This is a genomic window from Minwuia thermotolerans (genome assembly GCF_002924445.1).
In the GTDB taxonomy this organism is placed as follows: domain Bacteria; phylum Pseudomonadota; class Alphaproteobacteria; order Minwuiales; family Minwuiaceae; genus Minwuia; species Minwuia thermotolerans.
Map to the genome: position 1 here is coordinate 1 of NZ_PIGG01000032.1, position 26277 is coordinate 26277.

The 26277-nt window shown below is 65.5% G+C and carries 29 protein-coding genes, 1 pseudogene and 1 CRISPR repeat array; of the genes and pseudogenes, 19 read left to right on the forward strand and 11 right to left on the reverse strand.

Translation table 11 applies throughout. The features are described from left to right. From CWC60_RS10440 to CWC60_RS10485, 10 genes and pseudogenes are all read right to left on the reverse strand, one after another. Window positions 1-327 (reverse strand): annotated as a pseudogene (locus CWC60_RS10440) (hypothetical protein); the annotation flags it as partial. Window positions 328-593: 266 nt separating this feature from the next. Then, window positions 594-3427: a CRISPR direct-repeat array (repeat unit 32 nt; unit sequence GTTTCGATCCACGCGCCCGCAGGGGGCGCGAC). Between the two features lie 182 nt (window positions 3428-3609). Next, window positions 3610-3900 carry a CRISPR-associated endonuclease Cas2 gene (gene cas2 / locus CWC60_RS10445; RefSeq protein WP_109793951.1) on the reverse strand — a complete coding sequence of 97 codons (291 nt, stop codon included), beginning with the start codon at window positions 3898-3900 and terminating at the stop codon, window positions 3610-3612. A 9-nt stretch (window positions 3901-3909) separates the two neighbouring features. Continuing rightward, complete coding sequence (cas1c, locus tag CWC60_RS10450) at window positions 3910-4950, reverse strand: type I-C CRISPR-associated endonuclease Cas1c (protein WP_109793952.1); 1041 nt, start codon at window positions 4948-4950, stop codon at window positions 3910-3912. Beyond that, entirely contained in the window at window positions 4947-5594 is a 648-nt protein-coding gene (cas4, locus tag CWC60_RS10455) for a CRISPR-associated protein Cas4 (RefSeq protein WP_109793953.1), read from the reverse strand. Before cas4 ends, cas1c begins: the two co-directional genes overlap by 4 nt. 8 nt (window positions 5595-5602) lie before the next feature. Next, window positions 5603-6517, reverse strand: coding sequence for a type I-C CRISPR-associated protein Cas7/Csd2 (gene cas7c / locus CWC60_RS10460; protein ID WP_109793954.1), 915 nt, complete (start codon window positions 6515-6517; stop codon window positions 5603-5605). Between the two features lie 3 nt (window positions 6518-6520). After that, a complete protein-coding gene (gene cas8c, locus CWC60_RS10465) occupies window positions 6521-8311 on the reverse strand; it encodes a type I-C CRISPR-associated protein Cas8c/Csd1 (protein WP_109793955.1) in 1791 nt (596 codons plus the stop codon). Then, window positions 8308-8976, reverse strand: a complete 669-nt coding sequence (cas5c, locus tag CWC60_RS10470; protein ID WP_109793956.1) for a type I-C CRISPR-associated protein Cas5c — start codon at window positions 8974-8976, stop codon at window positions 8308-8310. The genes cas8c and cas5c overlap by 4 nt, the downstream gene beginning before the upstream one ends. A gap of 22 nt (window positions 8977-8998) precedes the next feature. Next, window positions 8999-11380, reverse strand: a complete 2382-nt coding sequence (locus CWC60_RS10475) for a CRISPR-associated endonuclease Cas3'' (protein ID WP_206419877.1) — start codon at window positions 11378-11380, stop codon at window positions 8999-9001. Between the two features lie 188 nt (window positions 11381-11568). Next, window positions 11569-11832, reverse strand: a complete 264-nt coding sequence (locus CWC60_RS10480) for a hypothetical protein (RefSeq protein WP_125182762.1) — start codon at window positions 11830-11832, stop codon at window positions 11569-11571. A 311-nt stretch (window positions 11833-12143) separates the two neighbouring features. Next, entirely contained in the window at window positions 12144-13493 is a 1350-nt protein-coding gene (locus tag CWC60_RS10485; protein WP_109793958.1) for a dihydrolipoyl dehydrogenase family protein, read from the reverse strand. 173 nt (window positions 13494-13666) lie between these two features. Between CWC60_RS10485 and CWC60_RS10490 the strand changes: the two genes are divergently transcribed. From CWC60_RS10490 to CWC60_RS10560, 15 genes are all read left to right on the forward strand, one after another. After that, window positions 13667-14530 carry an alpha/beta fold hydrolase gene (locus CWC60_RS10490; RefSeq protein WP_164516479.1) on the forward strand — a complete coding sequence of 288 codons (864 nt, stop codon included), beginning with the start codon at window positions 13667-13669 and terminating at the stop codon, window positions 14528-14530. Window positions 14531-14535: 5 nt separating this feature from the next. After that, window positions 14536-15261, forward strand: coding sequence for an SDR family oxidoreductase (locus CWC60_RS10495; RefSeq protein ID WP_241147923.1), 726 nt, complete (start codon window positions 14536-14538; stop codon window positions 15259-15261). Window positions 15262-15478: 217 nt separating this feature from the next. After that, the gene (locus CWC60_RS10500) at window positions 15479-15802 is read left to right on the forward strand and encodes a hypothetical protein (RefSeq protein ID WP_109793961.1); all 324 of its coding nucleotides are present in this window, start codon (window positions 15479-15481) and stop codon (window positions 15800-15802) included. Window positions 15803-15942: 140 nt separating this feature from the next. Next, window positions 15943-17409, forward strand: a complete 1467-nt coding sequence (locus CWC60_RS10505) for a multicopper oxidase family protein (protein WP_109793962.1) — start codon at window positions 15943-15945, stop codon at window positions 17407-17409. Between the two features lie 25 nt (window positions 17410-17434). Continuing rightward, window positions 17435-17875, forward strand: a complete 441-nt coding sequence (locus tag CWC60_RS10510; RefSeq protein WP_109793963.1) for a DUF411 domain-containing protein — start codon at window positions 17435-17437, stop codon at window positions 17873-17875. Beyond that, the gene (locus CWC60_RS10515) at window positions 17872-18354 is read left to right on the forward strand and encodes a c-type cytochrome (RefSeq protein WP_206419879.1); all 483 of its coding nucleotides are present in this window, start codon (window positions 17872-17874) and stop codon (window positions 18352-18354) included. Before CWC60_RS10510 ends, CWC60_RS10515 begins: the two co-directional genes overlap by 4 nt. Continuing rightward, window positions 18351-18488 (forward strand): hypothetical protein, encoded by a 138-nt coding sequence (locus CWC60_RS23605; RefSeq protein WP_164516480.1) that lies wholly within the window; start codon window positions 18351-18353, stop codon window positions 18486-18488. The genes CWC60_RS10515 and CWC60_RS23605 overlap by 4 nt, the downstream gene beginning before the upstream one ends. Beyond that, window positions 18481-19077: a DsbE family thiol:disulfide interchange protein gene (locus CWC60_RS10520; protein ID WP_109793964.1), complete on the forward strand. Its 597-nt coding sequence runs from the start codon at window positions 18481-18483 to the stop codon at window positions 19075-19077. Before CWC60_RS23605 ends, CWC60_RS10520 begins: the two co-directional genes overlap by 8 nt. Next, window positions 19074-19613: a TlpA family protein disulfide reductase gene (locus tag CWC60_RS10525; RefSeq protein ID WP_109793965.1), complete on the forward strand. Its 540-nt coding sequence runs from the start codon at window positions 19074-19076 to the stop codon at window positions 19611-19613. Before CWC60_RS10520 ends, CWC60_RS10525 begins: the two co-directional genes overlap by 4 nt. Window positions 19614-19952: 339 nt before the next feature. After that, the gene (locus tag CWC60_RS10535) at window positions 19953-20228 is read left to right on the forward strand and encodes a hypothetical protein (protein WP_109793966.1); all 276 of its coding nucleotides are present in this window, start codon (window positions 19953-19955) and stop codon (window positions 20226-20228) included. Window positions 20229-20376: 148 nt separating this feature from the next. Continuing rightward, on the forward strand, window positions 20377-20931 hold the full coding sequence (locus CWC60_RS10540; protein ID WP_206419880.1) for an SCO family protein: 555 nt from the start codon (window positions 20377-20379) through the stop codon (window positions 20929-20931). Then, complete coding sequence (locus CWC60_RS10545) at window positions 20928-21377, forward strand: copper chaperone PCu(A)C (RefSeq protein ID WP_109793968.1); 450 nt, start codon at window positions 20928-20930, stop codon at window positions 21375-21377. Before CWC60_RS10540 ends, CWC60_RS10545 begins: the two co-directional genes overlap by 4 nt. Continuing rightward, the gene (locus CWC60_RS10550; protein ID WP_206419881.1) at window positions 21374-22000 is read left to right on the forward strand and encodes a hypothetical protein; all 627 of its coding nucleotides are present in this window, start codon (window positions 21374-21376) and stop codon (window positions 21998-22000) included. The genes CWC60_RS10545 and CWC60_RS10550 overlap by 4 nt, the downstream gene beginning before the upstream one ends. A 71-nt stretch (window positions 22001-22071) precedes the next feature. Beyond that, the gene (locus tag CWC60_RS10555; RefSeq protein WP_206419882.1) at window positions 22072-22500 is read left to right on the forward strand and encodes a hypothetical protein; all 429 of its coding nucleotides are present in this window, start codon (window positions 22072-22074) and stop codon (window positions 22498-22500) included. Then, window positions 22497-23240 (forward strand): cytochrome c biogenesis CcdA family protein, encoded by a 744-nt coding sequence (locus CWC60_RS10560; protein WP_109793970.1) that lies wholly within the window; start codon window positions 22497-22499, stop codon window positions 23238-23240. Before CWC60_RS10555 ends, CWC60_RS10560 begins: the two co-directional genes overlap by 4 nt. Window positions 23241-23345: 105 nt before the next feature. Here the strand turns inward: CWC60_RS10560 and CWC60_RS10565 are convergent, their stop codons facing one another. Next, complete coding sequence (locus tag CWC60_RS10565) at window positions 23346-23759, reverse strand: MerR family transcriptional regulator (protein ID WP_109793971.1); 414 nt, start codon at window positions 23757-23759, stop codon at window positions 23346-23348. 79 nt (window positions 23760-23838) lie between these two features. Here CWC60_RS10565 and CWC60_RS10570 point away from each other — a divergent pair, with 79 nt between their 5' ends. From CWC60_RS10570 to merA, 4 genes are read left to right on the forward strand one after another with little or no spacing between them, the layout of a single operon-like run. After that, on the forward strand, window positions 23839-24237 hold the full coding sequence (locus tag CWC60_RS10570) for a mercuric transporter MerT family protein (RefSeq protein WP_109793972.1): 399 nt from the start codon (window positions 23839-23841) through the stop codon (window positions 24235-24237). Between the two features lie 11 nt (window positions 24238-24248). Further along, window positions 24249-24578, forward strand: a complete 330-nt coding sequence (locus CWC60_RS10575) for a heavy-metal-associated domain-containing protein (RefSeq protein ID WP_109793973.1) — start codon at window positions 24249-24251, stop codon at window positions 24576-24578. Between the two features lie 10 nt (window positions 24579-24588). After that, window positions 24589-24837, forward strand: a complete 249-nt coding sequence (gene merF / locus CWC60_RS10580; RefSeq protein WP_164516481.1) for a mercury resistance system transport protein MerF — start codon at window positions 24589-24591, stop codon at window positions 24835-24837. A gap of 1 nt (window position 24838) precedes the next feature. Next, the gene (gene merA / locus CWC60_RS10585) at window positions 24839-26263 is read left to right on the forward strand and encodes a mercury(II) reductase (protein ID WP_109793974.1); all 1425 of its coding nucleotides are present in this window, start codon (window positions 24839-24841) and stop codon (window positions 26261-26263) included. Window positions 26264-26277: the final 14 nt, after the last annotated feature.

The window sequence follows — 26277 nt, forward strand, 5'->3', positions numbered from 1 at the left end:
GCCGGGACGGAAGAGCGGCTTCGGGGCGCTATCCCCGTCATCTGCGTTCGAATCCGCGGTCGCCACCTGCGGCGCCGCGTTCTCGTCTTCGCTCTCGCCGGCCTCAGTCGCGGCCGCCCCTGGGACCGCTGCACGGCCGGCCTCGGTGATGGTCCAGGCATCGTCCGCCGAGCGCTCGACCAGGCCGCGGCGCTCCAGGGCCCGCAGCATGGCAGTGAGTGCGCCGCCCTTCACCTGAATGCCTTCCGGCAGCGGCAGGACGCAGCCGTCAGTACGGTTGGCGGCGTTGGCGAGGATGGCGATATGCCTGTCATTGAGCTTGGTCATGGTCGGTCTCCGTGGCTTCGTTCGGCGCCAGCCCGATGCCGGCGCTGTCACCAGGAGAAGCCCGGACCGCGATGCGGAGGCCGGGCCGGGACCGGCCGCGCATGTCCGCGCCGCCGGTCCCGACAGCATGCATGCTTGCCTGCCGGGCGAAGTCCAATGCAATGTGAAATTGCTGGCTGGTAGTCTATGGACCGTAAGATTGAGCCACCAGGCCTTTAGAGGTCGCGCGAACTGGGCCTGTCGAACGACGCCTTCAATTGGACCATGGTTCGATCCACGCGCCCGCAGGGGGCGCGACGCGGAGCAACGGGGGAACGGGCGGCTGATGCGCAACTACGTTTCTATCCACGCGCCCGCAGGGGGCGCGACGACGATACCTCATTTAGACCTCCAGTTATTCCACGTTTCGATCCACGCGCCCGCAGGGCGCGCGACGATAACGGATTATATTGGATTTATCAGCAAGGGAGTTTCGATCCACGCGCCCGCAGGGGGCGCGACGCCATAACGGCGGCGACGGCGAGCAGATATGCGAGTTTCGATCCACGCGCCCGCAGGGGGCGCGACTTCCGGCGTCACGGCGCTCATCTGCTTCATGAAGTTTCGATCCACGCGCCCGCAGGGGGCGCGACGAGATCGTCGCCCATGGCGGCACCTACCACGTCATGTTTCGATCCACGCGCCCGCAGGGGGCGCGACGAGATGGCGGCCGAGAAGGGCGTCGAGCTTCCGGAGTTTCGATCCACGCGCCCGCAGGGGGCGCGACCCGCTCTACGGCTATCGCGGCCCGTACTATGGGGAGTTTCGATCCACGCGCCCGCAGGGGGCGCGACCGCATGCGCGTGCGGATATAGAGTTTCATACAGAGTTTCGATCCACGCGCCCGCAGGGGGCGCGACGCATTGTCATCGACATTCAGGATGGCGGGGTTACGTTTCGATCCACGCGCCCGCAGGGGGCGCGACTATCTGGGGCACGTGGACCCCGCTCACGTTCGGATGTTTCGATCCACGCGCCCGCAGGGGGCGCGACCGCAGGCGCTGCCGGCGCTCGCGCTGCTCGCGGTAGTTTCGATCCACGCGCCCGCAGGGGGCGCGACCCAGACGGTCGCGACGTCCGCCCAGCCTCGCGTGTTTCGATCCACGCGCCCGCAGGGGGCGCGACTACCGAGACGATATGCTGGGATTGATTGAGCGGCGTTTCGATCCACGCGCCCGCAGGGGGCGCGACCGGCGAAGATGGTTCGTATGTCGCCGGTATTGAGTGTTTCGATCCACGCGCCCGCAGGGGGCGCGACGTCGGGGCGAATGCGGCACTCAAACACCTTGCGGTGTTTCGATCCACGCGCCCGCAGGGGGCGCGACGTACGACGCGATAGAGAGCGCGATGGGCGCGCACGGTTTCGATCCACGCGCCCGCAGGGGGCGCGACGTGGACCGCTGGCATCGCGAGAGACTCGGGCTGGTTTCGATCCACGCGCCCGCAGGGGGCGCGACGCGAAGCGATGAGCAATGATGTATTCCCGATCACGGTTTCGATCCACGCGCCCGCAGGGGGCGCGACAGCATCCGCAGCGGGTCGTCCGTGGCTTCGAGAGGTTTCGATCCACGCGCCCGCAGGGGGCGCGACGCCCGGATGCGCAGGACGACACGGCCACGGTGGACGGTTTCGATCCACGCGCCCGCAGGGGGCGCGACCCCATTTGAGCGGGAACGGATAGCGCTGAAGCAGCGGTTTCGATCCACGCGCCCGCAGGGGGCGCGACTCGCCAGTGTGACCGCCCTCGGTCGCGGAACAGGCGTTTCGATCCACGCGCCCGCAGGGGGCGCGACGGATCGCGCGCACCACTTCCGACAGCAGCGACGCGTTTCGATCCACGCGCCCGCAGGGGGCGCGACACAACCCGCTCACCAGATCAATCCCGGCGTTCAGGTTTCGATCCACGCGCCCGCAGGGGGCGCGACGCAACTCGCGGACCTCCGGGCTCGGGTCCAGCGAGTTTCGATCCACGCGCCCGCAGGGGGCGCGACTCGCCGCCATCGCGCAGGCCGGGGATGTACTCGCGGTTTCGATCCACGCGCCCGCAGGGGGCGCGACTTCATCATCATACAAATCGCGCTGGGCCGCAAGGAGTTTCGATCCACGCGCCCGCAGGGGGCGCGACCTGCATCGCAATGTTCTATCCGTCCGCGTTTGACGTTTCGATCCACGCGCCCGCAGGGGGCGCGACCGGCGCCGGATCATGGTCGACACCGACGTTCACGGCGTTTCGATCCACGCGCCCGCAGGGGGCGCGACCGGCGTCGCTGCGGCTGCGCGTGTAGAGCCGATGGTTTCGATCCACGCGCCCGCAGGGGGCGCGACGTGCTGTTCCAGGTCACGAGACAGCGCGCTGAGTTGTTTCGATCCACGCGCCCGCAGGGGGCGCGACGGTCGTCCTTGCGGAGACCGCGGTCGATCAGTTCGTTTCGATCCACGCGCCCGCAGGGGGCGCGACACCATGTCGACGCGCTGATTCAACTCCAGGTTCCGGTTTCGATCCACGCGCCCGCAGGGGGCGCGACCGCGCAGGGCGGCCGGCGCCGTCGGTCTCGTAGATGTTTCGATCCACGCGCCCGCAGGGGGCGCGACCGCATGGATCGGAACAGGGTCTCGATCGCATTGGCGTTTCGATCCACGCGCCCGCAGGGGGCGCGACCGGTGATCTTGCGGACGTTGGAGCTCCGCTCGGTGTTTCGATCCACGCGCCCGCAGGGGGCGCGACGCTCGCCATGTCGGTCACCTTGTCCTTCACGTCGGGTTTCGATCCACGCGCCCGCAGGGGGCGCGACTTCATCAACTGGTCGACCCGGTCGTACTGGTCGTGGTTTCGATCCACGCGCCCGCAGGGGGCGCGACGCGACCCAGCCGATCAGCATGTTGATGATGACCGTGTTTCGATCCACGCGCCCGCAGGGGGCGCGACCGGTCCCTGCAGGCGCGAACTGTCGTCGACATAGCGTTTCGATCCACGCGCCCGCAGGGGGCGCGACCGGCTCCGTCCACATGACCCGGCCGAGGTTCGGATCGTTTCGATCCACGCGCCCGCAGGGGGCGCGACTGCGGGTATCATAACTCCCTGAAACATTGGAGAGAAATGGGCCGATTGCGCGAACCAGCCGTTTCGGGCCGGATCGTAAGTCAACCGTCCCCGAAAGGGCTCGCCAAGGCGTTGTACAATTTCAAAGAACGCGCCGCGCGAACCTGCCGGGCAGATCGCGACCGCTTTGGGTTCGCGCAATGCTAAAACAACAACGGCCCATCCAGATCGATGGCGGGTTTGGCGCCGTGATGTTCGATCCGGCGATGCCAATTGCCCCCCAGATGATAAAATCGAAGACTGTCCTTGTCGGGCTCGAATTCGCCGAGCAGGCGTTGTTTCAGAATGGCCCACTGCGCCGGCTCGACATCGCATTCGAACACCGAGTACTGAACCCTCTGACCATGGTCCTTCAACGCTCGCGCGATGCGCCGCAGTCGCCTGGCCCCGCCGGGATCACCCGTCTGCACATCGTAGCTAACCAGCACCATCATGGCCGCAACTCATTTCCAGACAAAGGGCGGGTAGCCGTCCAGATCTCCGCGCAGACAGCGTGAGAGAAGCTGCGCCTGCAGGGACGGGATGAGGCCGATGGCCGTGCGCTCCCCAAGAAACGGATGATGGATTTCCTCGCGCTTGCGCTCCTGCCAGGCGACAAGGACGCGCCGCCTTGCATCGTCCATCAGCGTGAACGCACCTGTCCCGGAACGGTCAAAGTCCCGCGGACCGAGCTGGCGGCGATTGAACATCGACAGCGCCAGACGATCGGCAAGGGGCGCGCGAAGCTCCTCCATCAGATCGAGCGCAAGGCCGGGGCGTCCCGGCCTGTCGCGGTGAAGAAACCCGACCGCCGCATCGAGTCCCGTGACCTCGATCGCAGAGCGGCAATCGTGCCCAAGCATGGCGTAGAGGAAGGAAAGGACCGCATTGACGGGATCGAGCGGCGGTCTGCGGCTCCGTCCCCTGAAACGCAGCGCCGGATCCGCGACGCGCAAAAGGCGGTCAAATACGGCGAAATAGCTCCGGCCGGCCTCGCCCTCCAGGCCCCTAACGCTGTCCAGCGCATTCGTGGCGCGCAGGCGCCGGGCGACATCGGTCAATCGACGCTCGGCCGCTTTGACGGACATCCTGGCCTCGTCCGTCATGGACGGGCCGTGATCGCGCAGCGCGCGGCGCAATACGGTTCGCTGGTTCAGGGTCTTCCCCACGATCAGCGCGGCGGCGACGGCGGCGGCGCCGTCAGGGTCGTCGGCCAGCCGATACTGGCGCCGGCGCAACAGGACGTTTCCGCCCTGCGGCCCGACCACGCGGGCAAGGAAACGCCCGTTGGGAGAGAGAAAGCTCACTGCAACATTACGTTCCGCACAGAAGCCCATCAGAGGGGCGGATAGGCCGACCCGGCCGAAACAGACGACACCGTCCAGCTTGTGCACCGGCAGGCTGGCGCGCTCGACCCCGTCAATTACGACGACGACGGTTTCGCCTTCGCGCCGCAACCAAGCGCCCTCGGTCTGCACATAGAGGGTATTGAGGTGCTGCTTCATGGGCCGCTGTCCTCGACCAGACGCCGAAGCCACGAACCGAGATCGCGGCGTCGGCCGAATGTCTTCGGCAGGCAATCGCCGTAGAGCGAGCAACGGTCGCAGCGGGCGGCGTCGTAGACGGCCGGCGGTGTCGTCCCGGATCCGAGCATCGCCGCTGTCGCGGCCGCGACCGCGCGGGTCAGATCACGCAATTCCGGATCGAAATCCACCTCGCGGCGGCGGCGCGCGGCGCCGTAGTAGATCGCACCTCCCGCAACCGCCCGGCCGGTCATCTCCTCGAGCGCCATTCCCTGTGCGCAGAGCTGAACCTCGTCCGCGCGGTGCGCCTTCGGACGGCCCCGCTTGTACTCGACCGGATAGGGCGTCTCCCCATCGTCGCCGATATGGAACTCGATGACGTCCGCAATGCCCGACACGCCGAGTTCTATCGAACGGAGGGGCGCCGCCCGCTCGATCCGGACACTCCCGCGGACGCCCGCGCCAGGCCGGTCCGTGCGTTCATGGAGCAGCCGGCCCTCGGCCGTCTCGCGGTTCTCCGTCCAGATGCGTTCGACGTGGATCAGCGCGCACTGGCGGGGACAGAAGAGATAGTGCTGAAGCGCCGAGAGCGGAACGGGCTCGTCGTCGGCGGGTGGCTCCGGCATGGGGGACCTCAGATCATCCGCTGCACCGTCACGCCCGCCGGCAGGCCCGCCTCGTCGACCTGGACCCTGTAGTCCGCGTACCGCCTGGCGGGAGCGTCGTCGCCGTTCGCGCGCCCGACCGTGACGCGGTCGAAGAGCGCATGCGCCGGCGCGTTGCCGAGGGCGCTGTCGTGCCGGAAGACGATCAGCTCGCGCGCCGCCATCTCCCCGCGTGCGGCGGAGCGGTCATGGTCGAACATGTTGACGAGCGCCTGCCAGAGAAGATCCAGGTCGGTGTCGGAGAAGCCGGTCTTCTCGGCGAGCTTCGCGGAAACGAAACCGTGGGCGCGATAGAGCCCGTAGGGCACGATGTGCTTGCGCCCCATGGTGCGGTTGTCGACACGCTGATCGTCCGCGCCTTCCTGCCGTTGCGCCTTCTCCTTCTCGTTGGTTGCGGCCATGCGCGTTATCGAGATTTCCAGCGGTATGATCGGCTCAATGGAGCGCCCGAACGCGAACTGCACGGGCCCCCGTATCTGGCCGCAATTGATCCCGGTGCTCATCACGGCGCCGAATGTCCGGATGTCGTAGAAATTGCCGCACATGAACGCCTGAAGCGCCTTGGACTCATCGTCGTTCTTCGGGTTGAGGGCCTTCGCGGACGTCACCGAGCCGTCGTCCGTGCGGACGGCCGCATAGGCCTTTCGGTGCTGGTCGTTCAGAATCGCGTTTTCCTGGACGTAGATGGCGTGCGGCGGCGCGCTGTCCCTCGCGAGCTGGATGAAGTTTCGGACCTTGCGCTTGAGGGAGACGTCGCTCACCAGCCCCTGGTTGGTCTCCGGATCCAGCCGCGGCAGGTTGCCGGCATCCGGGTCGCCATTGGGATTGCCGTTCTCGACATCGAACAGGTAGACGAACTCGTAGCGGTTTGCGATCGCGTTCATGGGTCAGGCCTCGACGGTTTCGGGGTTGGGGGAATCCTTGGCTTCGGCAGGCGCATCAGCGCGCTTTTCGAAGCGCTGGTGGTAGTAGCCGATGGCGAAACGCCCCTGGTCCTCGATCCGGAGGTTGCGGGGAAACGCGTTCGGCAGGCCGTCCACGATCTCGCCCATCTCCCTTTCGAACCACCTGGCCAGGCCACCCTTTTCACCCTTCCTGATGCTGGAGAGGTGATGGCCCGCCGTGCGCAGCAGCACCGGGAAGACCGACGCCGGCGTCGCCGACGCGGCGCCGTAGAAACGGTCCCGGATCGTCGCGTTGATCGTCTTTCCCAATGCCGCTTGCTGGATCGACTCCATTACGGCGAACAGGCGGCCGAGCCGGTATCCCGGATTGGCCTCATTGCGGTCCAGGCTCATCGACGCCTCCCTGTTGGTGTTGCGGTTGAGACAGGCTTTCAGGATGGCCGCGCGGCGGCCGTTGACGTCCCGGTCGGCGCGCAGGCGCATGATCACCGCAGAAAACAGCGTCTGCGGGTAGCGCCCGCCGGTCAGGATCGCGCGCATCAGCGCGCCTTCCAGCAAGGGCGGGATATTCTCCCGCTTGCCTTGCGCAGCGGTTTCGACGAGCAGCCGCCGCGCCGACGGCGGCGCCCGGAAGGGCGAGGGCTCGAGCACAAGATCCTCGTGATGCCGGGCGGCATTGCGCGCCAGCACGCCCAGATCCGACTCGAGCCAGAACCGGACGGACAGCCGCGCCGCGTTCGGCGCCAGGCCCAGGATGAAAAAGCGGGTCGCATCATCGACGCCCGGCGAAATCTCGGAAAGGGGCCGGCCCCGGGCCAGGCTCTTGAGCGTTTCCCGCACTGGCGCCGCCTCCTGCTCGTCGGTCGGCGGATCCAACAGTGTCGCGAACAGGCTTTCGGCCGCTGCCGCCCGTGCCGCATCCGGCGCTTCCGCCCAGAAGACGACGGTCGTGTCGCCGCCGACCATGATGCGGTTGCCGTGCCGCCAGTCGGACGCCAGCAGATGGTTGAGCGCCGTCGTATAGCGGAACGCTGCCTGTTCCGAGACCGGCGCGTTGGCGCCCTGCTTCTTGCCGAAGGAGTTGAAGGCGTCGAGGTTGAAGGAAACGAGCGCCGTTCCGGCCATCTGGCCGCCCGGGACACCTTTGATGGCCGGGTGGAGTTCGGCGATCGGCCCGACCTCGCCGGTCACGAGGCACATTCCTTCCGCGCCCGCCGCCTCCGCGCGGTATCTCGCCCAGATGTCCCTTGCGGCCGGCCGGTCGTGGACGAACTCGCCGGGTGCGCCGTCTAGCTCGAACACGACGTTCGCATCGAGAATATCCTCTGGATTCCCGCGGCCCGAGAACGGCGGGGCTTCGAACCGTTCGGGGCGCCAAGTGCGCAGGAACCCAAGAAGCGCCAGCAGACCCGCGTCTTCAGCGCCTCGCAGGAGCGTTTCGTGCAACTCGACGAAAGCCCGGTGCTCGGACGCAGGGTCGCGCTTCTTCCCCGGTTTGTCAGCGGTGAGACCCAGTGCGTAGGATGTCTTGTCCCAGAGGAAGTTGGCCTGCACGCCGGAGGTGCGCCGGCTCGCCTGTTGGGGCACCTCGACCGCGGCGGGGCGCGGCCGTTTGCCGGTCTGGTCCCGGAGATCGCGGACGGCGACCGGACGGCCGTCGGGCGCGAGGATGATACAGAAGGAAATCTTCTCGCTCGCATAGCCGAAGGGCGGCACTTTTTCCGCATCGGCGAGCCGCCCGTAGAGCCGGTCGAGGGCCTGCAGGACCGTCATGTCCGAAGCTCCGCCGAATCGAGCGGTGGCACCTCGATCACCCCGTCCCGCATCACGGCGCGGAAGAAACGTGGCTCGATCTCGCGGCCGAAGTCGAAATCGTGGTGCATCCAGCCGAGGTCGCGTTCGCCGGCCAGCTCGTCTGCAGGCGCCGGCGGCGGGTCCGGAACCGGTTCGAAATGCGCCGGAAACTCGCGCGCGCCCATACAGGGCTGCTGAAAGCACTGCCCCTTGGCGGCGCGGCGGTTGAACATGTCGAGATGCTTGCCGGGCGCATCCTCGGCGCCGGCGCGCGGCGTCAGATCGAAATGAGCATCGATCAGATAGGCGACGTCGCGGAGCACGGTCGCCGCGCGTTGCTGGCGCTCGTCCTCGACGCCGAGACGCAGTCCCGCCGTGCTGCCCGCCTTCATGGCGGCCGCGGCGTTGCGCACCGACGCCTTGGCGCCGACCTCGTTGCGTCGGATGGTCTCGAAGCGAACGGGCTTCAGGACCGTGATGCGGTCGACGGCCCAGCGGATGGCCGGCTTCCAGTGGATCGCCTCCAGGATGCCGCGCGCGGCGGCCGGGGTCATGACGTCGTAGGAGACCCGCTCGACCTTCATCTCCGGCCGGGTGAAGCAGCCGTTCTCGCCCCAGACATGGAGCCGGACACCGTAGGTCATCACGCCCTCCTTCGCAGGCCGGTCAAATGACCAGCTTGTTCGCGTCCCTGAATCCCGAGTGGTCCAGGTCGAGCCCGCACTCAGGGTCGTAGGCAGCCATATTAGACAACTTCAGATACTGATTGCCAAGATGTTCATGATTGAGTGCCAGAATATTTCCGTTCGCCATGAGCGCTGCGATCTGGCGCGGCAGGAGTTGGACGACATATGGCTGCAGTTTGCGGGCGATTCCGCCGGGCCGTTCGGACCAGGCGAGCCGGCGGACCAGGCCGCAGGCCCTCTCGTCACCCGGCACGATCAGTGGCTGCATCGCCGATTCGATGATCCGGAATTCCTTCGCGATCGATTCGAACGGGAAATCCAGCGACCGGGCGCCGGTATCGCAGCGCGCAATGATGCGCGCCGTGTCGAGACCGCTGCCGGCGAGTTCGCGCAGCCAGTAGAGCTGCCTGAAATAGTCGTCGATTGCATCCGGGCCCAGGGGGTCGGCCTTGTGCCGGCGAAGAACCTCGGCCGCGACCTCGGCGAAACGGGCCAGTTCCGGTGGCGGATTCCAGCCGACTGGGCGGAAGACCGTGACGATGCTGTCCGTCCGGTGGCGGCGGCCTTCGCGGTTGCAGCGGCCTGCGGCCTGGGCGATCGAATCGATGCCGGCCTCGGCGCGGAAGACGGCGGGGAAATCGACGTCGACGCCGGCTTCGATCAGAGAGGTCGCGACCAGCCTGCAAGGCCTTCCCGCCGTCAGGTCAGCGCGCACTTCCCTGAGGATGCGAGCGCGATGGCGCGGATACATCAAGGTGGTCAGGTGCCGTGCGCCCGGCTCGCCGCGCAGCCGCTCGAAGACGGCGCGGGCATGGGCGCGGTTGTTGACGATGCAGAGCACCTGTTCGCGCGCCAGCAGTTGCTCGGCCAGCGCCTCGTCGTCGAGCTGGCCGGCCATGCGGACCGTGACCCGCCGTAGCGACGTGTGCAGCGCCGGCGGATCGGGCACCAGCTCCCGGACTCCGCGAAGGCCTCCGGCGAAGGAGCGGGCGGGATCGTCGCTCTCGTTCAGCGCCGGCTGCGTCGCGGTGCAGAGCACGACGCTGGAGCGGTAGTTCAGCGCCAGTTCGTCGATCGCGGCGACGCAAGGTCTCAGATGCGCCAATGGCAGTGTCTGCGTCTCGTCGAGCACGATGACGGCGCCGGCCAGGTTGTGCAGTTTGCGGCAGCGCGACGGCCGGTCCGCGAACAGGCTCTCGAAGAACTGCACGGCCGTGGTGACGACGACAGGCGCGTCCCAGTTCTCCATCGCCAGCCGAAGCTTGTCGGCAGCCTCCCGACCGCCGATCTTCTCGTCCTCGAAGGCGCTGTGATGCTCGAGCACGGCCGCCTCGCCAAGCGCTCCGAGCGACGTCCGGAAGACCCGGGCCGTCTGCTCGATTATGCTGGTAAAGGGGGCGACATAGACGATACGCTCAAGACCGTTGGCCAGCGCATGATCGAGTGCGAAGGCGAGCGATGTCAGCGTCTTGCCGCCACCCGTCGGAACCGTGAGCGAGAATAGTCCCGGCTTCCCGGCGGCTTGGCCGCGGACGTGCGCAAGAACGCGCTGGCGAAGCTCATTGACAGGGCCCTCGACGGACAGTTGCGCCAGTTCGGCGTCAAGCGCCTCGCGGAGCGGCGCGAGCGAAGGGTACCCGCCGCGAACATGTTCCCGCCCCTCGATCCGAGCGTAGTAGGCCTCGGTGTCGAGGTAGTCCGCGTCAACCAGGGCGGAGAACAACATCCTGGTCAGAAACGCGAACTGGAATCCCGCGCGGTCGGCCGACCGTGTTGCGAGTTCCGGTTCGCCCAATCCCGGCGGCAGGCCGATTTCTGACTGCCATGTCTTGTCCAGCGGCGGCGGGGTATCGGCCAGCCGGTCGACCAACGGTCGACGCTCGCCTTCATGACCGGCGCCATTGGCGAGACCCGCGTGGTGTCCGGCGACTGCATAGGCGATCAGCTTGCCCAGTGGCCCGTAGAGGCGCATCGCCTCGATGGCGCCGGCAGTCGAATGATCGACGCGTTTCGGGTCCCCTCGGAGCCGCGCCTGAAAGGCCGGGCTGTACTTGCCGAGGTCATGGAGCAGTCCGGCGACAGCGGCCGCGTCGGGGGCAAAGTGTCGGGCGAAGTTCTCGGCGTGCCGGCTCGTGGACGATAGATGATCGGCAAGCCGGTGCCATTCGGCCTCGGATGCGCTAGGTGTCGAGTGAGCAAAAAACCGATGGGAACGATGAAAGTGTATTGCAGCGCTGGCCTGTAAATCAGAAATTAGGCCTGTGTTCGTGACCTTCTCCTTCACCGTCTCGATGTCAACAATAGCTTTATCCTCATTTTCACCAGTTGCACCACTAGTCTTGCTCATGGCCGCCTCGGTCAAGTCGAAAATCACATCTTCGCGCCGCTCATATCCATACCAATAATCCGCCTACTTGTCGTCGCTTCTGATCGATGAAGTGTCGCTCAAGCATTTCGCAAATTTGCCCAAGGCCAATATCAGTTTCGATAATTCCGCCGCTCTGATAGACGGCCGCGCCGACGATGCAGAATCGGCCGAATTGATATGGATCAGTCGACCAGAATCTGCTCGACGATCTCAACAGCGCCATACAGCGCGACGGTCGTCGCCGCAGAGATGAGAAGCATCTGGAGGATGAGGCCAACATTCGGTGCCTTCCTGATGGCCTCTGGATGCCGTGTCAGATTGACGAACAAGATCGCTGCGACGACGCCGGACAAAAACCAAGGATCAAGATCACCAAGCGCGATCCCTACGATCGCAATATGGGCCAAAAAGAAAGCCCATTTTCTGATTAATGGACGTGGGCGCATCCATAAGTCCTTGAATTACGCTTTTATTCTGCCATAGATCGGTTAATTGAAAAAGAAGTATGAATTTCTCGGCTTATGAACGCTGCCGATACTGCATTGATGCGAGCTATCTCGCATGCGCCGACCTGTAGCTGGAATCGCCGTCGAACCTGTCCAACGGGAGGGAGTTGCTCACTTGAACCACTGGATTGTGGATTTTCCGGCTCCAATCACGGTGACGGGGCCAGTTCAGTAATCGCTTTATGCTTCTGTGGGGACGCTGTTCATGTCTGACCGAATGGCCGAAGCAGCGTGTAAATATGTTCGCCACTTCACGACAGCATCGAAGGGATATCTGACGCGGTGGTCGGATAGGCGAACGGCATCTGCTTCAGTTGATCGGCCGTCATCTGCGCCCGGATGGCCAGGGCAAACAGGTTGATCACTTCGTCGACGCGGGGTCCGACGAGATGGGCGCCGAGGATTCGCCTGGTCTCGTCCTCCACGAGCACCTTGTAACCGTAGACCGGTTCATCGGCCTGCCTTGCCGTGAACCAGTCCGATGCCAGATCGCTGTTCACGGTGAACGCCAGATCCAGGTTTCGGGCCTCCGCCTCGGAGAAGCCGACGGCCGCAATGGGCGGGAGGGTGAAAGCGACGCTGGGCGTCCCCCGGTAGTCCGGACTTCGATGGTTGCCCTCCAGCAGATTCGCCGCGACCACATGGCCGTCCTGGCTTGATACTGGGGTCAGTGGTGGCCCCATCTGCGCCGCGTCGCCGGCGGCGTAGACTGAGGGGTTGGAGGCGCTCTGCAGAAACTCGTTCAGCACGAGGCGTCCGCCGCGGACGTCCACGCCGCCCGCAGCCAGATTGAGGTCTTCCAGAGCCGGAACTCGTCCCGCCGCATGGACAACCAGGTCGGCGGCTCGTCGGATCGTCCTGTCCCCGCGTCGCGCCGTCACAACCAACTCATTGTCGTTCGTTTCGATGGAGCGGACCTCGGTCCCGGTCTCGACTTCGATGCCGAGGCGTTCGAACTTCCCGGCGAGCCAGCCCACGAGATCGGGATCGAAGTTCTTCAGCAGGCGCTCGCCGCGCTGCAGGATCGTCACCTCCGCCCCGCCGCAGGCAGCGATATGGGAGAATTCGGCGGCCACATAGCCGCCGCCGACCAGGACGATCCTCTGCGGCAGGCGGTCAAGCTCGAGGAACTCATCGCTTGTTGTCAGATGCTCGGCGCCCGGCATATCGAGAGAGACGGGCTCGGCACCGGCGGCGATCAGGATGTGCTCGGCGCTGATTTTCGTGTCACCGATCGCCAGGCTGTTCGTTCCCGTGAAGCGGGCGCGGCCGTGAAAGCCCTTGATTCCATGACTCTCGTAGAGTTCCTCCATGCTTTCCTGCATCTCATTCGTGAAGCGTCGCCTGGCGGATTGCAGTGTCGGCCAATCGAGTACGGGTTCGGCCCTGACCCCCTTGGCCGTCGCCCGCTGCGCGTGATCGACCGCGTCGGCACCGGCAAGCAGCAGCTTCTTTGGATCGCAGCCTCTGAGGGCGCAAGTTCCGCCGAAGGGTCTGGAATCGATTGCCACGACGCTCTGGCCCGCTGCGCGGACCTTGGTGGCGACGGTGCTGGCGGCAACGCCGGTGCCGATGATGGCCAGATCGTAGTCGCAGGACATCGACTTGCTCCACTGATGGAGAGCGATGTGGCGCCGTCCGGGTGGCTCCGCAAGGTGCACCTTCGGGCCAGCGCACTGCGGAACCGATAGCGTTCGAGCGCAAGAAACCGATGGCGGGGGACGGCGGGCTTCGCCCATACAGGACAGCTCAGCCGCAAAAGCAGGAGCGTGGTTTGAAATTCCCCGAAGACATCATCGATCCCGTATCCGACCTGGAAGCGTCCGCCGAACTCGTCATGACTGGCGGCCCCGGGGCTCAGGTCGCCTGGCATTGCTTCGGCGCGGGGCGCGCCGTGGTCCTGCTGCACGGCGACTTCGGCGGCTGGACGCATTTCGCATACAACATTGGGCCCCTGGCGAAGCAGTTCCGGGTGCTCGTGCCCGACATGCCGGGCTATGGCCGCTCCGACACGCCGCCCGAACCGCACGCCCCCGAACATCTCGCGACGCTTCTGCTGACCGGCCTCGACGAACTGCTCGGGCCGGACACATCGCTCGATATCGTCGGCTTCTCCTATGGCGGGATCATTGCTGGCCACATGGCCGCCCGCCTTGGCCGCCGCGTGGACTGTCTCGTGCTGAGCGGTCCCGGCGGCTTCGGGATGCGGACGACACCGCCGGACGGCACGGAACTTTTCGCGATGCGCCCGGGCATGAGCGGCCCGGAAATTGATGCCGTCCACCGCCACAACCTGGCCAAGCTGATGATCGCCGATGCCCACAAGGTCGATGATCTGGCAGTCCGCATCCAGCGCGACAACATCGAGCGCGCCCGCGTCCGCTGCGGCAAGTATCCCGACACGACCACGCTGCTGGAGGTGCTGCCGCAGGTGACGGCGCGGCTCTGCGCCATCTGGGGCGGCGCCGACATCTTCAACCCGCCCGAGCAGCGCGCGCGCCAGGAAGCTGCGCTGAGACGCTTCGATCCCGGACTGGATTTCCGGGTCGTGCCGGGGGCGGGACACTGGCTGTTCTACGAAGCACCCGAGATCGCCGATGCCTGGCTGGTCGAGATGCTTGAAGGCGCCGGACATTGACCCCGGTGCTGGTCGTCACGGGCGGCAGTCGCGGCATTGGCGCCGCATGTGTGCAGGAGGCAGTGGCTGCCGGCTGGCGCGTTGTCTTCAGCTATCACAGCCGGGACGATGCCGCGGCCTCGGTCGCGGCCTCCTGCGCTGGCGAGGCGATCGCCGTCCAGGCCGATGCCGGCGTAGAGGCGGATGTCGCCCGCCTCTTCGAGACCGCGGCCGAGGCGGGGCCGGTCCGCGGCCTTGTCAACAACGCCGCCGTCCTCCAGCCCCATGGCAAGCTGGTAGATCTGGATCCGGCGGTGCTCGACCCGATGTGGCGGACGAACCTGACCGGTACGATCCTCTCCACCCAGGAGGCGATAAGGCGGATGGCGCGCAGCCGTGGTGGCGATGGCGGCGTGATCGTCAATATCTCGTCGCGGGGATCGGTGCATGGCGCGCCGGGCGCGTTCGCGGCCTATGCCGCCTCCAAGGGCGCCATCGACACCTTGACGCACGGACTAGCGATCGAGGTCGCCGACGAGGGCATTCGCGTGAACGCAGTACGGCCCGGACTGATCGACACCGAAATCTACGAGGGCGCCGGCATACCCGATCAGGCGAGCCGTGTGGGACCGACCGTGCCGCTCGGCCGCGCCGGCACACCGGCCGAGGTGGCTGCCGCCGTGGTCTGGCTGCTCTCCGACGCGGCCTCCTATGTCAGCGGCGCGCTGCTGGATGTGGGGGGCGGGCGTTGACGTGCGGAACGTGACCACCTTCGAACACCTGGCGCATGCGCTCGACGGCAAGGACGATCACCGCGGCGATGCCGGTGCTCGCCCGACAGAGCTTGGGAGCGACGCGGCGACGCCCTGCTCCCGCGCCAGGCAAGATTGTTCCCGAAGATGTGACGTCCTGCCTCTTCACATCGGGGATCGGGCAACGTAGAAACATTGGATGTTCCGTCGAAGCCACATGTTTACCATTGCCCTGTTCGCGCTGTTCGCGGCGGGCTTGGTTTTGAATTCGGCGGCAATGGCATCCATGTCGCTGAAAATGGCTCTTGGCGACATCGGTGCGGTCGAGATGGCGGATTGCCAGGATTGCGGCGCTGTCGACGACGGCGAGGACAACCTGCTGACGTGCGACATTGATTGCACGATCTCCTTTGCAGCACATCTTGGCCAGGGTGACTCGTACAGCCCGCGCATTGCGGAGTCGGGCACGTCACCAAAGACAAACCATCTGACTGGGCGAGTTGGCCAGCCCGACCCCTATCCTCCGCGACTCCTCATCTGATCCGACGGGAATCGGGGTGCGCTCTGATTCCTGCGTGCCGGCGCGATACCCGGATGAACATCCGGATCATCGCCCTGACCTCATGCACAGGCCGACATCTCTGTGCGTGGTGCAACCAGAGCATCAGATGAGCATCCAAAATGTCTTCTGTTCCTACGCTGCCGCTATCGCGGCGAAGCCTGCTGACAGCAATTTCTGCCGGTGCGGCGGGACTCGCCTTGCCGAACCTTGTGGCAAATGCCGCGCGCGCCGCCGGGACCAAGGAATTCACGTTGCGCGCGGCGCCCGGTCGGACACGTCTCGCACCTGATCTGCACGGCGAGACCCCGGCCTGGGGTTACAACGGTGCCGTCCCGGGTCCTGAGATCCGTGTTCGCCAGGGCGAGCGACTTCGCATCATGGTCGAGAACGCTCTGGCCGAGAAAACCACGGTCCACTGGCACGGGGTGCGGCTGCCGAACGCGATGGACGGCGTCCCGCACCTGACCCAACGCCCGATCGCCGCCGGCGAGACCTTCATCTACGAGTTCGATGCGGTCGATGCCGGGACGTTCTGGTATCACCCGCACCAGCGCAGCTTCGAACAGGTCGGGCGCGGTCTCTACGGTCCCCTGATCATCGAGGAGGCGGAGCCGTCCCGTGTGGACCGCGAGGTGACCTGGGTCCTCGACGACTGGCGGCTGACGCAATCCGCCGAGATCAGCGACGACTTCGGCAACCGCCACGATATTAGCCACGGTGGCCGGGTCGGTAATACGGTCACGATCAACGGCCGCGTGCCGGACAAATTCCCGGTGCGTAGCGGCGAGCGGGTCCGGTTGCGGCTGATCAACGCGGCGAACGCCCGCATCTTCGGGCTCGACTTCCGGGATCACGCCCCCACGGTGATCGCACTCGACGGCCAGCCAGTCACCCCGCACGAGCCGCTTAACGGTCTCGTCGTCCTCGGACCGGCCATGCGCGTCGACCTGATCATCGACATGACCGGTGAGCCGGGGAGCCGGGCCGCCGTCACCGATCGTTTCTACGAGGGCCTCGAATATCGGCTGGTTGATTTCGCCTATGACCGGTCCCGGCTCCGGGAGGGCCCGCCCGACTGGCCCGTCGCCCTGCCAGCCAACCCGCTGCCGGAGCCAGATCCCGCCATGGCGCGTCGGCACGACGTCGTATTCAACGGCGGCATGATGGGCGCGATGGTGATGCGCGAGATGGGCGGCAGCATGGGGCAAGGCGGCTCGGGCGGTATGGGCGGTGGAATGATGGGCATGATGCGCGGCAACGGCATCTGGTTCATCAACGGCAAGGCCGCCGAGGGCCACGTGCTCGACCCGATGCTGACGCTCGAACGCGGCCGGAGCCATGTCATCGCGATGACCAACGCGACAGCTTGGCATCATCCGATGCATCTGCACGGCCATTCGTTCCGCGTGATCTCGCGCGACGGCGCGCCAACGGCCCACCGCGAATGGCAGGACACCGTCCTGATGGCGCCGCGGGAGAGGGTCGAGATCGCCTTCGTCGCCGACAATCCCGGCGACTGGATGTTCCATTGCCACATTCTCGAGCACCAGGCGACGGGAATGATGGGCGTCGTTCGCGTCGCCTGACCCATCGACAAAGAGGAAATCAATCATGCGCAAGATCATTTCGGCGGCCCTGTTCGGGCTGGCCCTCGCCGTCGCGGCGCCGGCATTCGCCGATCAGCCGTCCCGTGACGTCACATTGTACAAGGCGCCCCAATGCGGCTGCTGCGAAGGTTATGCCGACTATCTGCGGCAGAACGGATTCGAAGTTACCGTGAAGCCGACTCACGAACTGCCGCAGATGAGCAGGCTGGCCGGCATTCCGGAGAACTTCGAAGGCTGCCACCTGTCAATGATCGACAATTATGTCGTCAGCGGTCATGTGCCGGTCGCCGCGGTCGAGCGGTTGCTGAGCGAGAAGCCAAAGATTGCGGGCATCACGCTTCCCGGCATGCCGCAGGGTTCGCCGGGCATGTCCGGCGTGAAGACGCAGCCGTTCACGATCTATGAGATCGGTCCGGTTCCGCCCACGGTCTATGCGGTCGAATGAGGGTGGTGGCCTCGATGTTTCGCGGGCAGGGCCGGTATTCCCTGTTCGCTGCCGGCGTAGTGGCAGCGGCGGTCGCCTGGCCGGCGTCCGCCACCCAGGCGGATCCTGACGAAGGGGCGCAGATCAGGCGTGGCGGTGAACTCTATGCGCTTCACTGCGCAGCCTGCCACGGCGCGCGACTGGAAGGGCAGCCGGACTGGCGTCGACGCAAGCCGGACGGTCGGCTGCCCGCACCGCCTCACGACGAGACCGGACACACCTGGCACCATCCTGACGCAATCCTGTTCGCCATCACGCGCGACGGCTTCGCCGCGCATGCCCCGGACGGCTACCAGACCGATATGCCGGGCTTCGGCGACGCGCTCTCCGACAACGACATCCGGGCGGTGCTGGCGTTCATCAAATCGCACTGGCCCGCGCATATCCGGGCCCGCCGTCGTGCGGCGGCGATGCGGATGGAGAAGGAACCAAGGCAATGATGCACGATTCATACGGGATGATGTGGGGCACGGGATTGATCTGGCTGTTGGTCCTGATCCTCCTCGTCCTGGCCATCGCCGCGCTGGTCAAGTTTCTCTTTTTCCGGCGGCGAAAGGACGACGGCAATGGCTGAGAACCCCGCCGTCAGTGCCGGCACCCGTGTTGGAACCCTGGTCAGGAACTGGCGCTTCGCCTTCCCGGTCGCGCTGTTTGGCGTGATAGCGGCGGCGCTCTGGACCGGATTGTCTCTCAATCCAAAGGAAATACCCTCCGCGTTAATCGGCAAGGCCGTTCCCGCATTCGACCTTCCACCGGTACAGGGGCGCGCGCAGGGCCTTTCGGATGCGGACCTCCGGGGTGAAGTCAGTCTTCTCAATGTCTTCGCGTCATGGTGCACGGCCTGCCGCACGGAACACCCGTTGTTCATGCAATTGGCCAGATCGCGGGCCGTGCCGATTCACGGTCTCAACTACAAGGACAGACCGAACGATGCGGCCGCATGGCTTGACGAGCTTGGGGATCCCTATTCGCGGACCGGAGCGGATCTCAATGGCCGGGTCGGCATCGACTTCGGTGTCTACGGCGTGCCCGAAACCTTTGTCATCGGCGCAGACGGCCGCATCGCCTACAAGCATGTCGGCCCCGTGACCCCTCAGGCGTTGAAGGACGTGATTCTGCCGCTGATCGGCCGGCTCCGCGAAGAAGGGAAACCCCTGCCATGAGACTGCTCGCGTTCGTCGCCATATCGGTAATTCTCGTCATTTCAGCCTTGCGCGCCGAACAAGCGCCTATGTCGCTGCATGATGAACCGCAGCCAATCCCGCCGATCGGGTTCAAGCACGGTGATGGCCGCGACTACAACCTCGATGACTGGCGAGGCCGGATCGTTCTGCTCAACATCTGGGCCACGTGGTGTCCGCCCTGCCGCCATGAAATGCCGACGCTCGACAGACTTCAGGATCAGCTCGGCGGCGAACGCTTCGAAGTTATCGCCCTTTCGATCGACAGGGCTGGCGTCGGAGTCGTTCGGAGCTTCTTCGAGGAGACGGGCGTGCGGCGACTTCGGCTTTTCCTCGATGAAACGGGCGAGTCGGTCAGAAAGATTGGCGGCTTCGGATTGCCGACGACCCTGTTGATCGGACCCCAGGGCAACGAACTGGCCCGGCTCGTCGGACCGGCGGAATGGGACACGCCGGAGATGATTGCGTTCCTGGAGACCGTGATCGCCGAACACACAGGAAAGCAGACAAGGCCATGACGCCTGAGGATATTCCTGACCACGGAGCCCATGCCTCGTCGCGACGCACCCTTCCGGCCTGGCCGACAGAGCGCCGCACCCTCTTGCTGGCGGCGGCCGCGGCCGCAGGCGTCGGCCTGTATTCGAACTGGAGTTGGCTAACGGCGGTCGAGGCCGCGCCGATCCTGCTCGCCTTCGTCCCGTGTCTGGTCATGTGCGCGCTCGGTTTCTGCATGCGCGGCGGCGGTGCGGGCGGGTGCAAGACCCGCGGCAATGCATCAGTCAGGCCAGGAGTGCCTGACGTTACCCCTCAGCGTTCTGGAGAACTCTGAGATCCAAAACCGAGAAAGGAAACCGACCATGCGCAATACCCTCAAGACCCTGACCGTTGTCGGCGGCCTGTTCGCCGCGACATCCCTTGCCTTCGCTGACGAGCAGCAGCCGCAGCAGCCGCAACAGCTGGAGGAACGGATGCCGGGCATGATGCAGGACGAAAACGGGATGTCCGGCATGATGGGCATGATGCAGATGATGCAGCAGATGGGCCCGATGATGGAGGAATGCCGCGAGATGATGGCGACCATGACGGACCACATGAAATCGGGCCCGCACGCGCCCGACTCTCGCGACGGCTGATTGTAGTGGCCCGCCCGGGCATTCTGCGCGGGCGGGCGCATTCCGAGGTGATCCGATGACTTCGTTCACATCCTCGAGGTTGGCCCGCATTCGGTATGCGCTCTGGGGTCTCGCGGTCGTCGCCGCGCTCGTTCTTGCCGGACTGTACATGACGAGGACGCCGGCGCCGCAGGAAAGCGGGCAGGCGACCCGAACCGGAGAAGCGGTCATCCGCTCCGAATTCACATTGACCGATCACACCGGAAAGCGCGTAACCGAGGCCGCGTTTCTCGGACGCTGGCAGCTGGCGTTCTTCGGTTTCACCCATTGTCCCGATGTGTGTCCCACGACGCTGGCCTATATGGCGAGGGTTCTCGACATGCTCGGCGACACCGCGGAAAGGGTCGCGGCCCTGTTCATTACGGTCGACCCCGGCCGGGATACGCCGGAAGCGTTGGCCGAATATGTCTCGGCGTTCCATCCCGGGCTCGTCGGCCTGACGGGGAGCGAGGCCGATATCGCCGCCGCAGCGAACGCCTTTCGCGTCTTCTATGAACGGATGGAGCAAGACAGCGCCCCGGACGGATATGTCATGGCGCATTCGGGCTACATCTACCTGATGACCCCCGACGGACAGTTCGAGACCGGATTCCGCGAAGGCGACCAGCCCCCGGAAGAGATGGCCCGGAAGATCCGGGACGCCATGGAAAGGTACGGAGAATGAGAACCGCCCTGCTGATCGCCGCAGTCCTGGCGATGTCGCCACTAGCCGCGATGGCCGAGGATGCGGTCCGGATCATTGATCCGTGGGCGCGCGCCACCATTCTCGTATCCCGTCCCGGCGTGGCCTATCTGACCATGGAGAGCGCCCGCGACGACCAGCTGCTGGCGGTCGAAAGCCCCGCCGCCGACAGGGTGATGATCCACGCCATTGAGAACAGCGACGACGTCAGCCGGATGGTGAACCTCGACGCGCTGGATTTGCCGGCGGGCGAACGGGTCGCCCTCGCGCCGGGCGGCACGCACCTCATGCTGATGGGGTTGAAGAAACGGCTGACCGAAGGCGGCCGGTTTCCCCTCACCCTTCAATTCGAACGCGTCGGCGCGATCACGGTCTCTGTGCCGGTGCTCGGCGTCGGGGCCGGGGGTCCGGCGGAGGACACCCAATGAAGGCTCTCCTGATTCTCGGCCTTCTCGTCGCGGCCATGCCGGCTTTCGCCCATCATCCTGGTGAACGGTTGGATGAAGTGATGGCTACCAAGGAGCCGGCCTTCGAGCCGACTGACCAGCGGTCGATCCCGGGCCTGGCGCTGACGGTTGAGCAGGGGCAAAGCCTGACGCTCCGCGACCTCGGGGACAGCATCGTTGTTCTGAGCTTCGCGCCTGGCGATTGCGGCGTTCCCTGTGCGGAACAACAGGAAATCCTCGCCTCCGTGCAGGAGCAGGTGAACGTCACGCCCATGAAGGAGATGGTGACCTTTCTGACGATCCTTGATCGCCCCGGCGCCAACGGTCCGTCATGGGACCGCGCGAATTGGCGATCAGCGTCGCCCTCGGACGAAACGGCGGCCGCAAGTGCCCGCCGCTTCACCGCACTAAGCGATCGGAGTCCATCGTTCCCACTTGTCCATGTCATCGACAGGGGAAGCCGGCATGCCGGCCTGTTTCACGGAACCGCGTTCCGGCAGATCAATCTCGTCCTCTACATAAACGGTCTGACGAACGCGCCCCCGGTTGCCGACACGTCGGAACCCGACAGCTGGTGGGACAGGGTCATGGGGATCTTCAAATGAACAGTTCCCGGACTGCGGGCGCGCACGTTCCTGCCAGCGCGCTCACATGGCTGACGGCTCTGAGACGTTACATGGGGTTCGTGGCGGCCGCGAACCTGATCTGGGAGTTCGCGCACATGCCGCTCTATACGCTGTGGGAAACCGGCTCCGCAGCAGAGATCGTTTTCGCCGCTGTTCATTGCACCGGCGGCGATATCCTCATCGCGCTCAGCGCCGTCATGCTGTCCTTGTTCCTGTTCGGGAACAGAGATTGGCCCGCCGAACGACGGGTTCAGGTTGTAGCGGGCGCTATCGCCTTCGGGCTTGCCTATACGATGTTCAGCGAGTGGCTGAACATCGAGGTGCGGGAAGCCTGGGCCTATCGCGAGTTGATGCCTGTGATCCCCGTTCTTGATGCGGGCCTCAGCCCGGTCCTGCAGTGGATCGTGGTGCCGCTCGCCGGCTTCTGGTGGGCGCTCCGGATCAATACGGTTCCTGCTCGCGGAGAAGCAGAGGCATGACAGCCGAACTCAGTCTTGTCGGCCTGGTCGTGACCTTCCTGGCTGGAGCGATTTCGTTCCTTTCTCCCTGCGTTCTGCCGCTTGTGCCCGGCTACGTCTCCTACATCGCCGGCGGTGCCGCCCGGGTCTCCAGCTTGCCGGGCCATTGGCGTTTTCCGTTTGCTGCAGTGGCGCTCAGCCTCTTCTTCGTGTTGGGGTTTTCGACCGTCTTCATCATCCTGGGCGCCAGCGCAACGGCGTTGGGTCAACTGATGCTGGGCTATCGCTACGAGCTGAACATCATTGGCGGCACGATTGTCATCATTTTCGGGCTTTTCATGCTGGGTTTCGTTCGTCTCGGCGTGATGCAGCGGGATCTGCGTTTCCATCTGTCGATTCCCGGTAGCCGCCCGGTCGCTGCCTATGTCCTCGGTCTCGCATTCGCGTTCGGCTGGACGCCTTGCATCGGGCCGATTCTGGGCGCCATCCTGACGACAACAGCGGCGTCCGCGACGGTCTCCGAGGGCACAACCCTGCTTGCCGTCTACTCGGCCGGGCTTGGCGTGCCCTTCCTCCTGGCTGCGGCGTTCACCGACCGACTGGCGCGGCGTCTGCGCTCCATTGGCCGACTGGGCCGCCGTCTGAATCAGGTCGCCGGGGTCATCCTGATCGTGATGGGCGTTGCGATGATCACTGACTATCTCTCTGCCTTCGCATTCTGGCTGCTCGACACCTTTCCAATCCTGGGACAGATCGGATAGCGAATGTCCGTGGGGGATACCTGGCGCTCGAAGCAGTTGCGAGAGTGATCGGACACTGCACGGTCCGGCTATCGCGGGGCCGGTTCAGTGATCGATCCGACATGATTATTCCGTCAGCGCATCCAGGACCGGGCATTCCGGAATTCTATCGCCTGAGCACCTGGCGGAAGTGTCCGCCAGGACCTGCTCGATGCGTTTGAGATCGGCGATCTTCGCACGCACATCGGCGAGGTGCCGTTCGGTGCGCTCCTTCACCTCGGCGCAGGTTTGCGTACCGCCATCGACGAGGGCGAGCAGCCCCCGGATGTCGTCAAGTGAGAAGCCCAGCTCGCGTGCCCGCAGGATGAAGCGCAGCCGTTCCACATGGCCGTTGTCGTAGACGCGATAACCGGCCTCGGTGCGCGGCGGTTCCGGCATCATGCCGATCTTCTCGTAGTAGCGAATGGTCTCAAGGTTGCAGCCGGTGCGGCGCGCAAGCGCGGCGCGGTGCAATCCCGTTCCTGACGTGTCGTGCCTCATTGTTCTGCAGAAACCTCTTGAGCCTGTAGTCACTACAGACCCTACCCTGAAAAATGAACAAGATCGAGGACAGACCGACATGCACGAGGTGCGAACCGACCCGGAAGCCCACGAAACCCCGGAAAACGCCGGGGATAGCAGAAAGCGCTGGTATGCGGCCGGCGGGCTGATCGGCGCGGTCCTGGCGTCATCGTGCTGCATTGCGCCGCTCGCCCTGCTCACGCTGGGCGTCTCGGGGGCGTGGATCGGCAATCTGACGGCGCTGGAGCCTTACAAACCATACTTTGCCGCAGTCGCCCTCGTCTTCATCGGGCTCGGCTTCCATCAGGTGTATGTGAAGTCGAGGAAGGCTTGCGCCGACGACAGCTACTGCGCGCGCCCGCAGTCCTCAATCATCACGCAAGCGGCCCTCTGGATCGGGACGGCGCTGGTCATACTGGCGCTGACGATCAACTGGTGGGCGCCGCTGTTTTACTAGGAAACAGACACATGAAACGACCTCTCATCGTTGCCACTGCGGTGGCTATCCTGGGCATCGGCGCTTCGCTTTTCCTCGTACCCCAGTCGCAGGTGAACGCGCAGTCGACCAACGTCGCGACGGAGACCGCCACTGCAATCTTCGCCATCGAGAACATGACCTGCGCCCTGTGCCCGATCACCGTGCGCAAGGCCATGGAAGGAGTAGAAGGCGTGCGCTCCGTCCAGACGGACCTGGAGGCCAGAACCGCCACGGCCGTGTTCGACCCGAACATTACGTCCGCCGCGGATATTGCCGCCGCCTCGACGAATGCAGGATATCCCGCCAGATCGAAACCGTGATGGCGCGCGGATGAAGGACGCCACGATCATCAAGACCGGTGTCATCGGCACCGTCATCGCCGCCATCTGCTGCTTCACGCCGGTGCTGGTCATCGGCCTGGGCGTGGTTGGCCTCTCGGCCTGGCTCGGCTGGCTGGATTACGTGCTGCTGCCCACACTCGCGATCTTCATTGGCATCACGGCCTATGGCCTCTGGCGGCGGCGGCAGTCCATCGCCTGCCGCCAATCCGATCCCGAAGCAACGAAGGAGACCGGGTGACATGGCCGATTGCTGCACATCGCGCTTGGGCGGGCGATACGACATTGCTGTCATCGGCGCAGGCTCCGCGGGATTCTCCGCCGCCATCACGGCGGCCGAACAGGGCGCCAATGTCGCCCTTATCGGCCACGGGACCATCGGCGGCACCTGCGTCAATGTGGGCTGCGTGCCTTCGAAGACCATGATCCGCGCCGCCGAGGCCCTGCACGGTGCGCGCACCGCCAGCCGTTTCCCGGGCCTTTCCGGTGAGGCGCAGGTGACGGACTGGCAAGCTCTCGTGGCGGCCAAGGACGATCTCGTGACGAGCCTGCGCCAGGGCAAATACGTGGAACTGCTGTCCGCCTGGCCCAGTATATCCTATCTCGACGGGGCCGCACGCCTGAGCCCTGACGGTATTGCCGTGGACGGGCAGACCGTGCCGGCAGGGAAGGCCGTCATCACGACCGGCGCCGCGCCGGCAAAGCCGGATATTCCCGGTATCGACGATGTTCCCTGGCTGTCCAGCACCACGGCGCTGGAACTGACGGCGCTGCCCCGCTCGCTGATTGTCATCGGCGGTGGCTATGTCGGCTGCGAGCTCGCGCAGATGTTTGCGCGCATGGGCACGGAGGTGACGCTGGTAACCCGGTCGCGTCTGCTGCCGGAGGCCGAGCCGGAAGTCTCGGAAGCGCTGACCGGGTATCTGCGCGACGAAGGCCTCATCGTTCGCGATGGCCTCGCATACCGGCAGATCGCACGAGCGGACGACCGCGTTGCGCTGACCGTGGAGATCGAGGGGCGAGGGGAGACGTTGAGGGCGGAACAGGTGCTGGTCGCGACGGGGCGGACGCCCAATACGCGCGGGCTCGATCTTCCGCAGAACGGCGTCCAGCTCGCCAACAATGGCGGCGTCGCGGTCGACGAGCGGATGCGCACCTCCAAGGCCGATCTCTACGCCGCCGGCGATGTCACCGGCCGCGACCAGTTCGTCTACATGGCCGCCTATGGCGCCAGGCTCGCCGCCCTCAATGCGCTGAATGGCGACAGCCTTGTCTACGACAACAGCGCCATGCCCTGGGTGGTGTTCACCGACCCTCAGGTGGCTGGCGTCGGTCTGAGCGAGGCCGCGGCCCGAGAAGCGGGCTACGACGTCAAGACCTCGGTCCTGCCGCTCGACCAGGTGCCCCGGGCGCTTGCGGCGCGCGATACGCGCGGGCTCATCAAGCTGGTCGCCGACGCGGAAACCGACCGCCTGCTGGGCGGCCAGATCCTCGCGCCCGAAGGCGCCGACAGTGTCCAGACGCTGGCGCTTGCCCTCAAGGCCGGCATGACGGCAAAGGGACTCGGCGAGACGATCTTCCCGTATCTCACCACCGTGGAAGGGCTGAAGCTCGCGGCCCAAACCTTCGAAAAGGACGTGGCGATGCTGTCCTGCTGTGCGGGGTAACTCTCGCCGCCGCG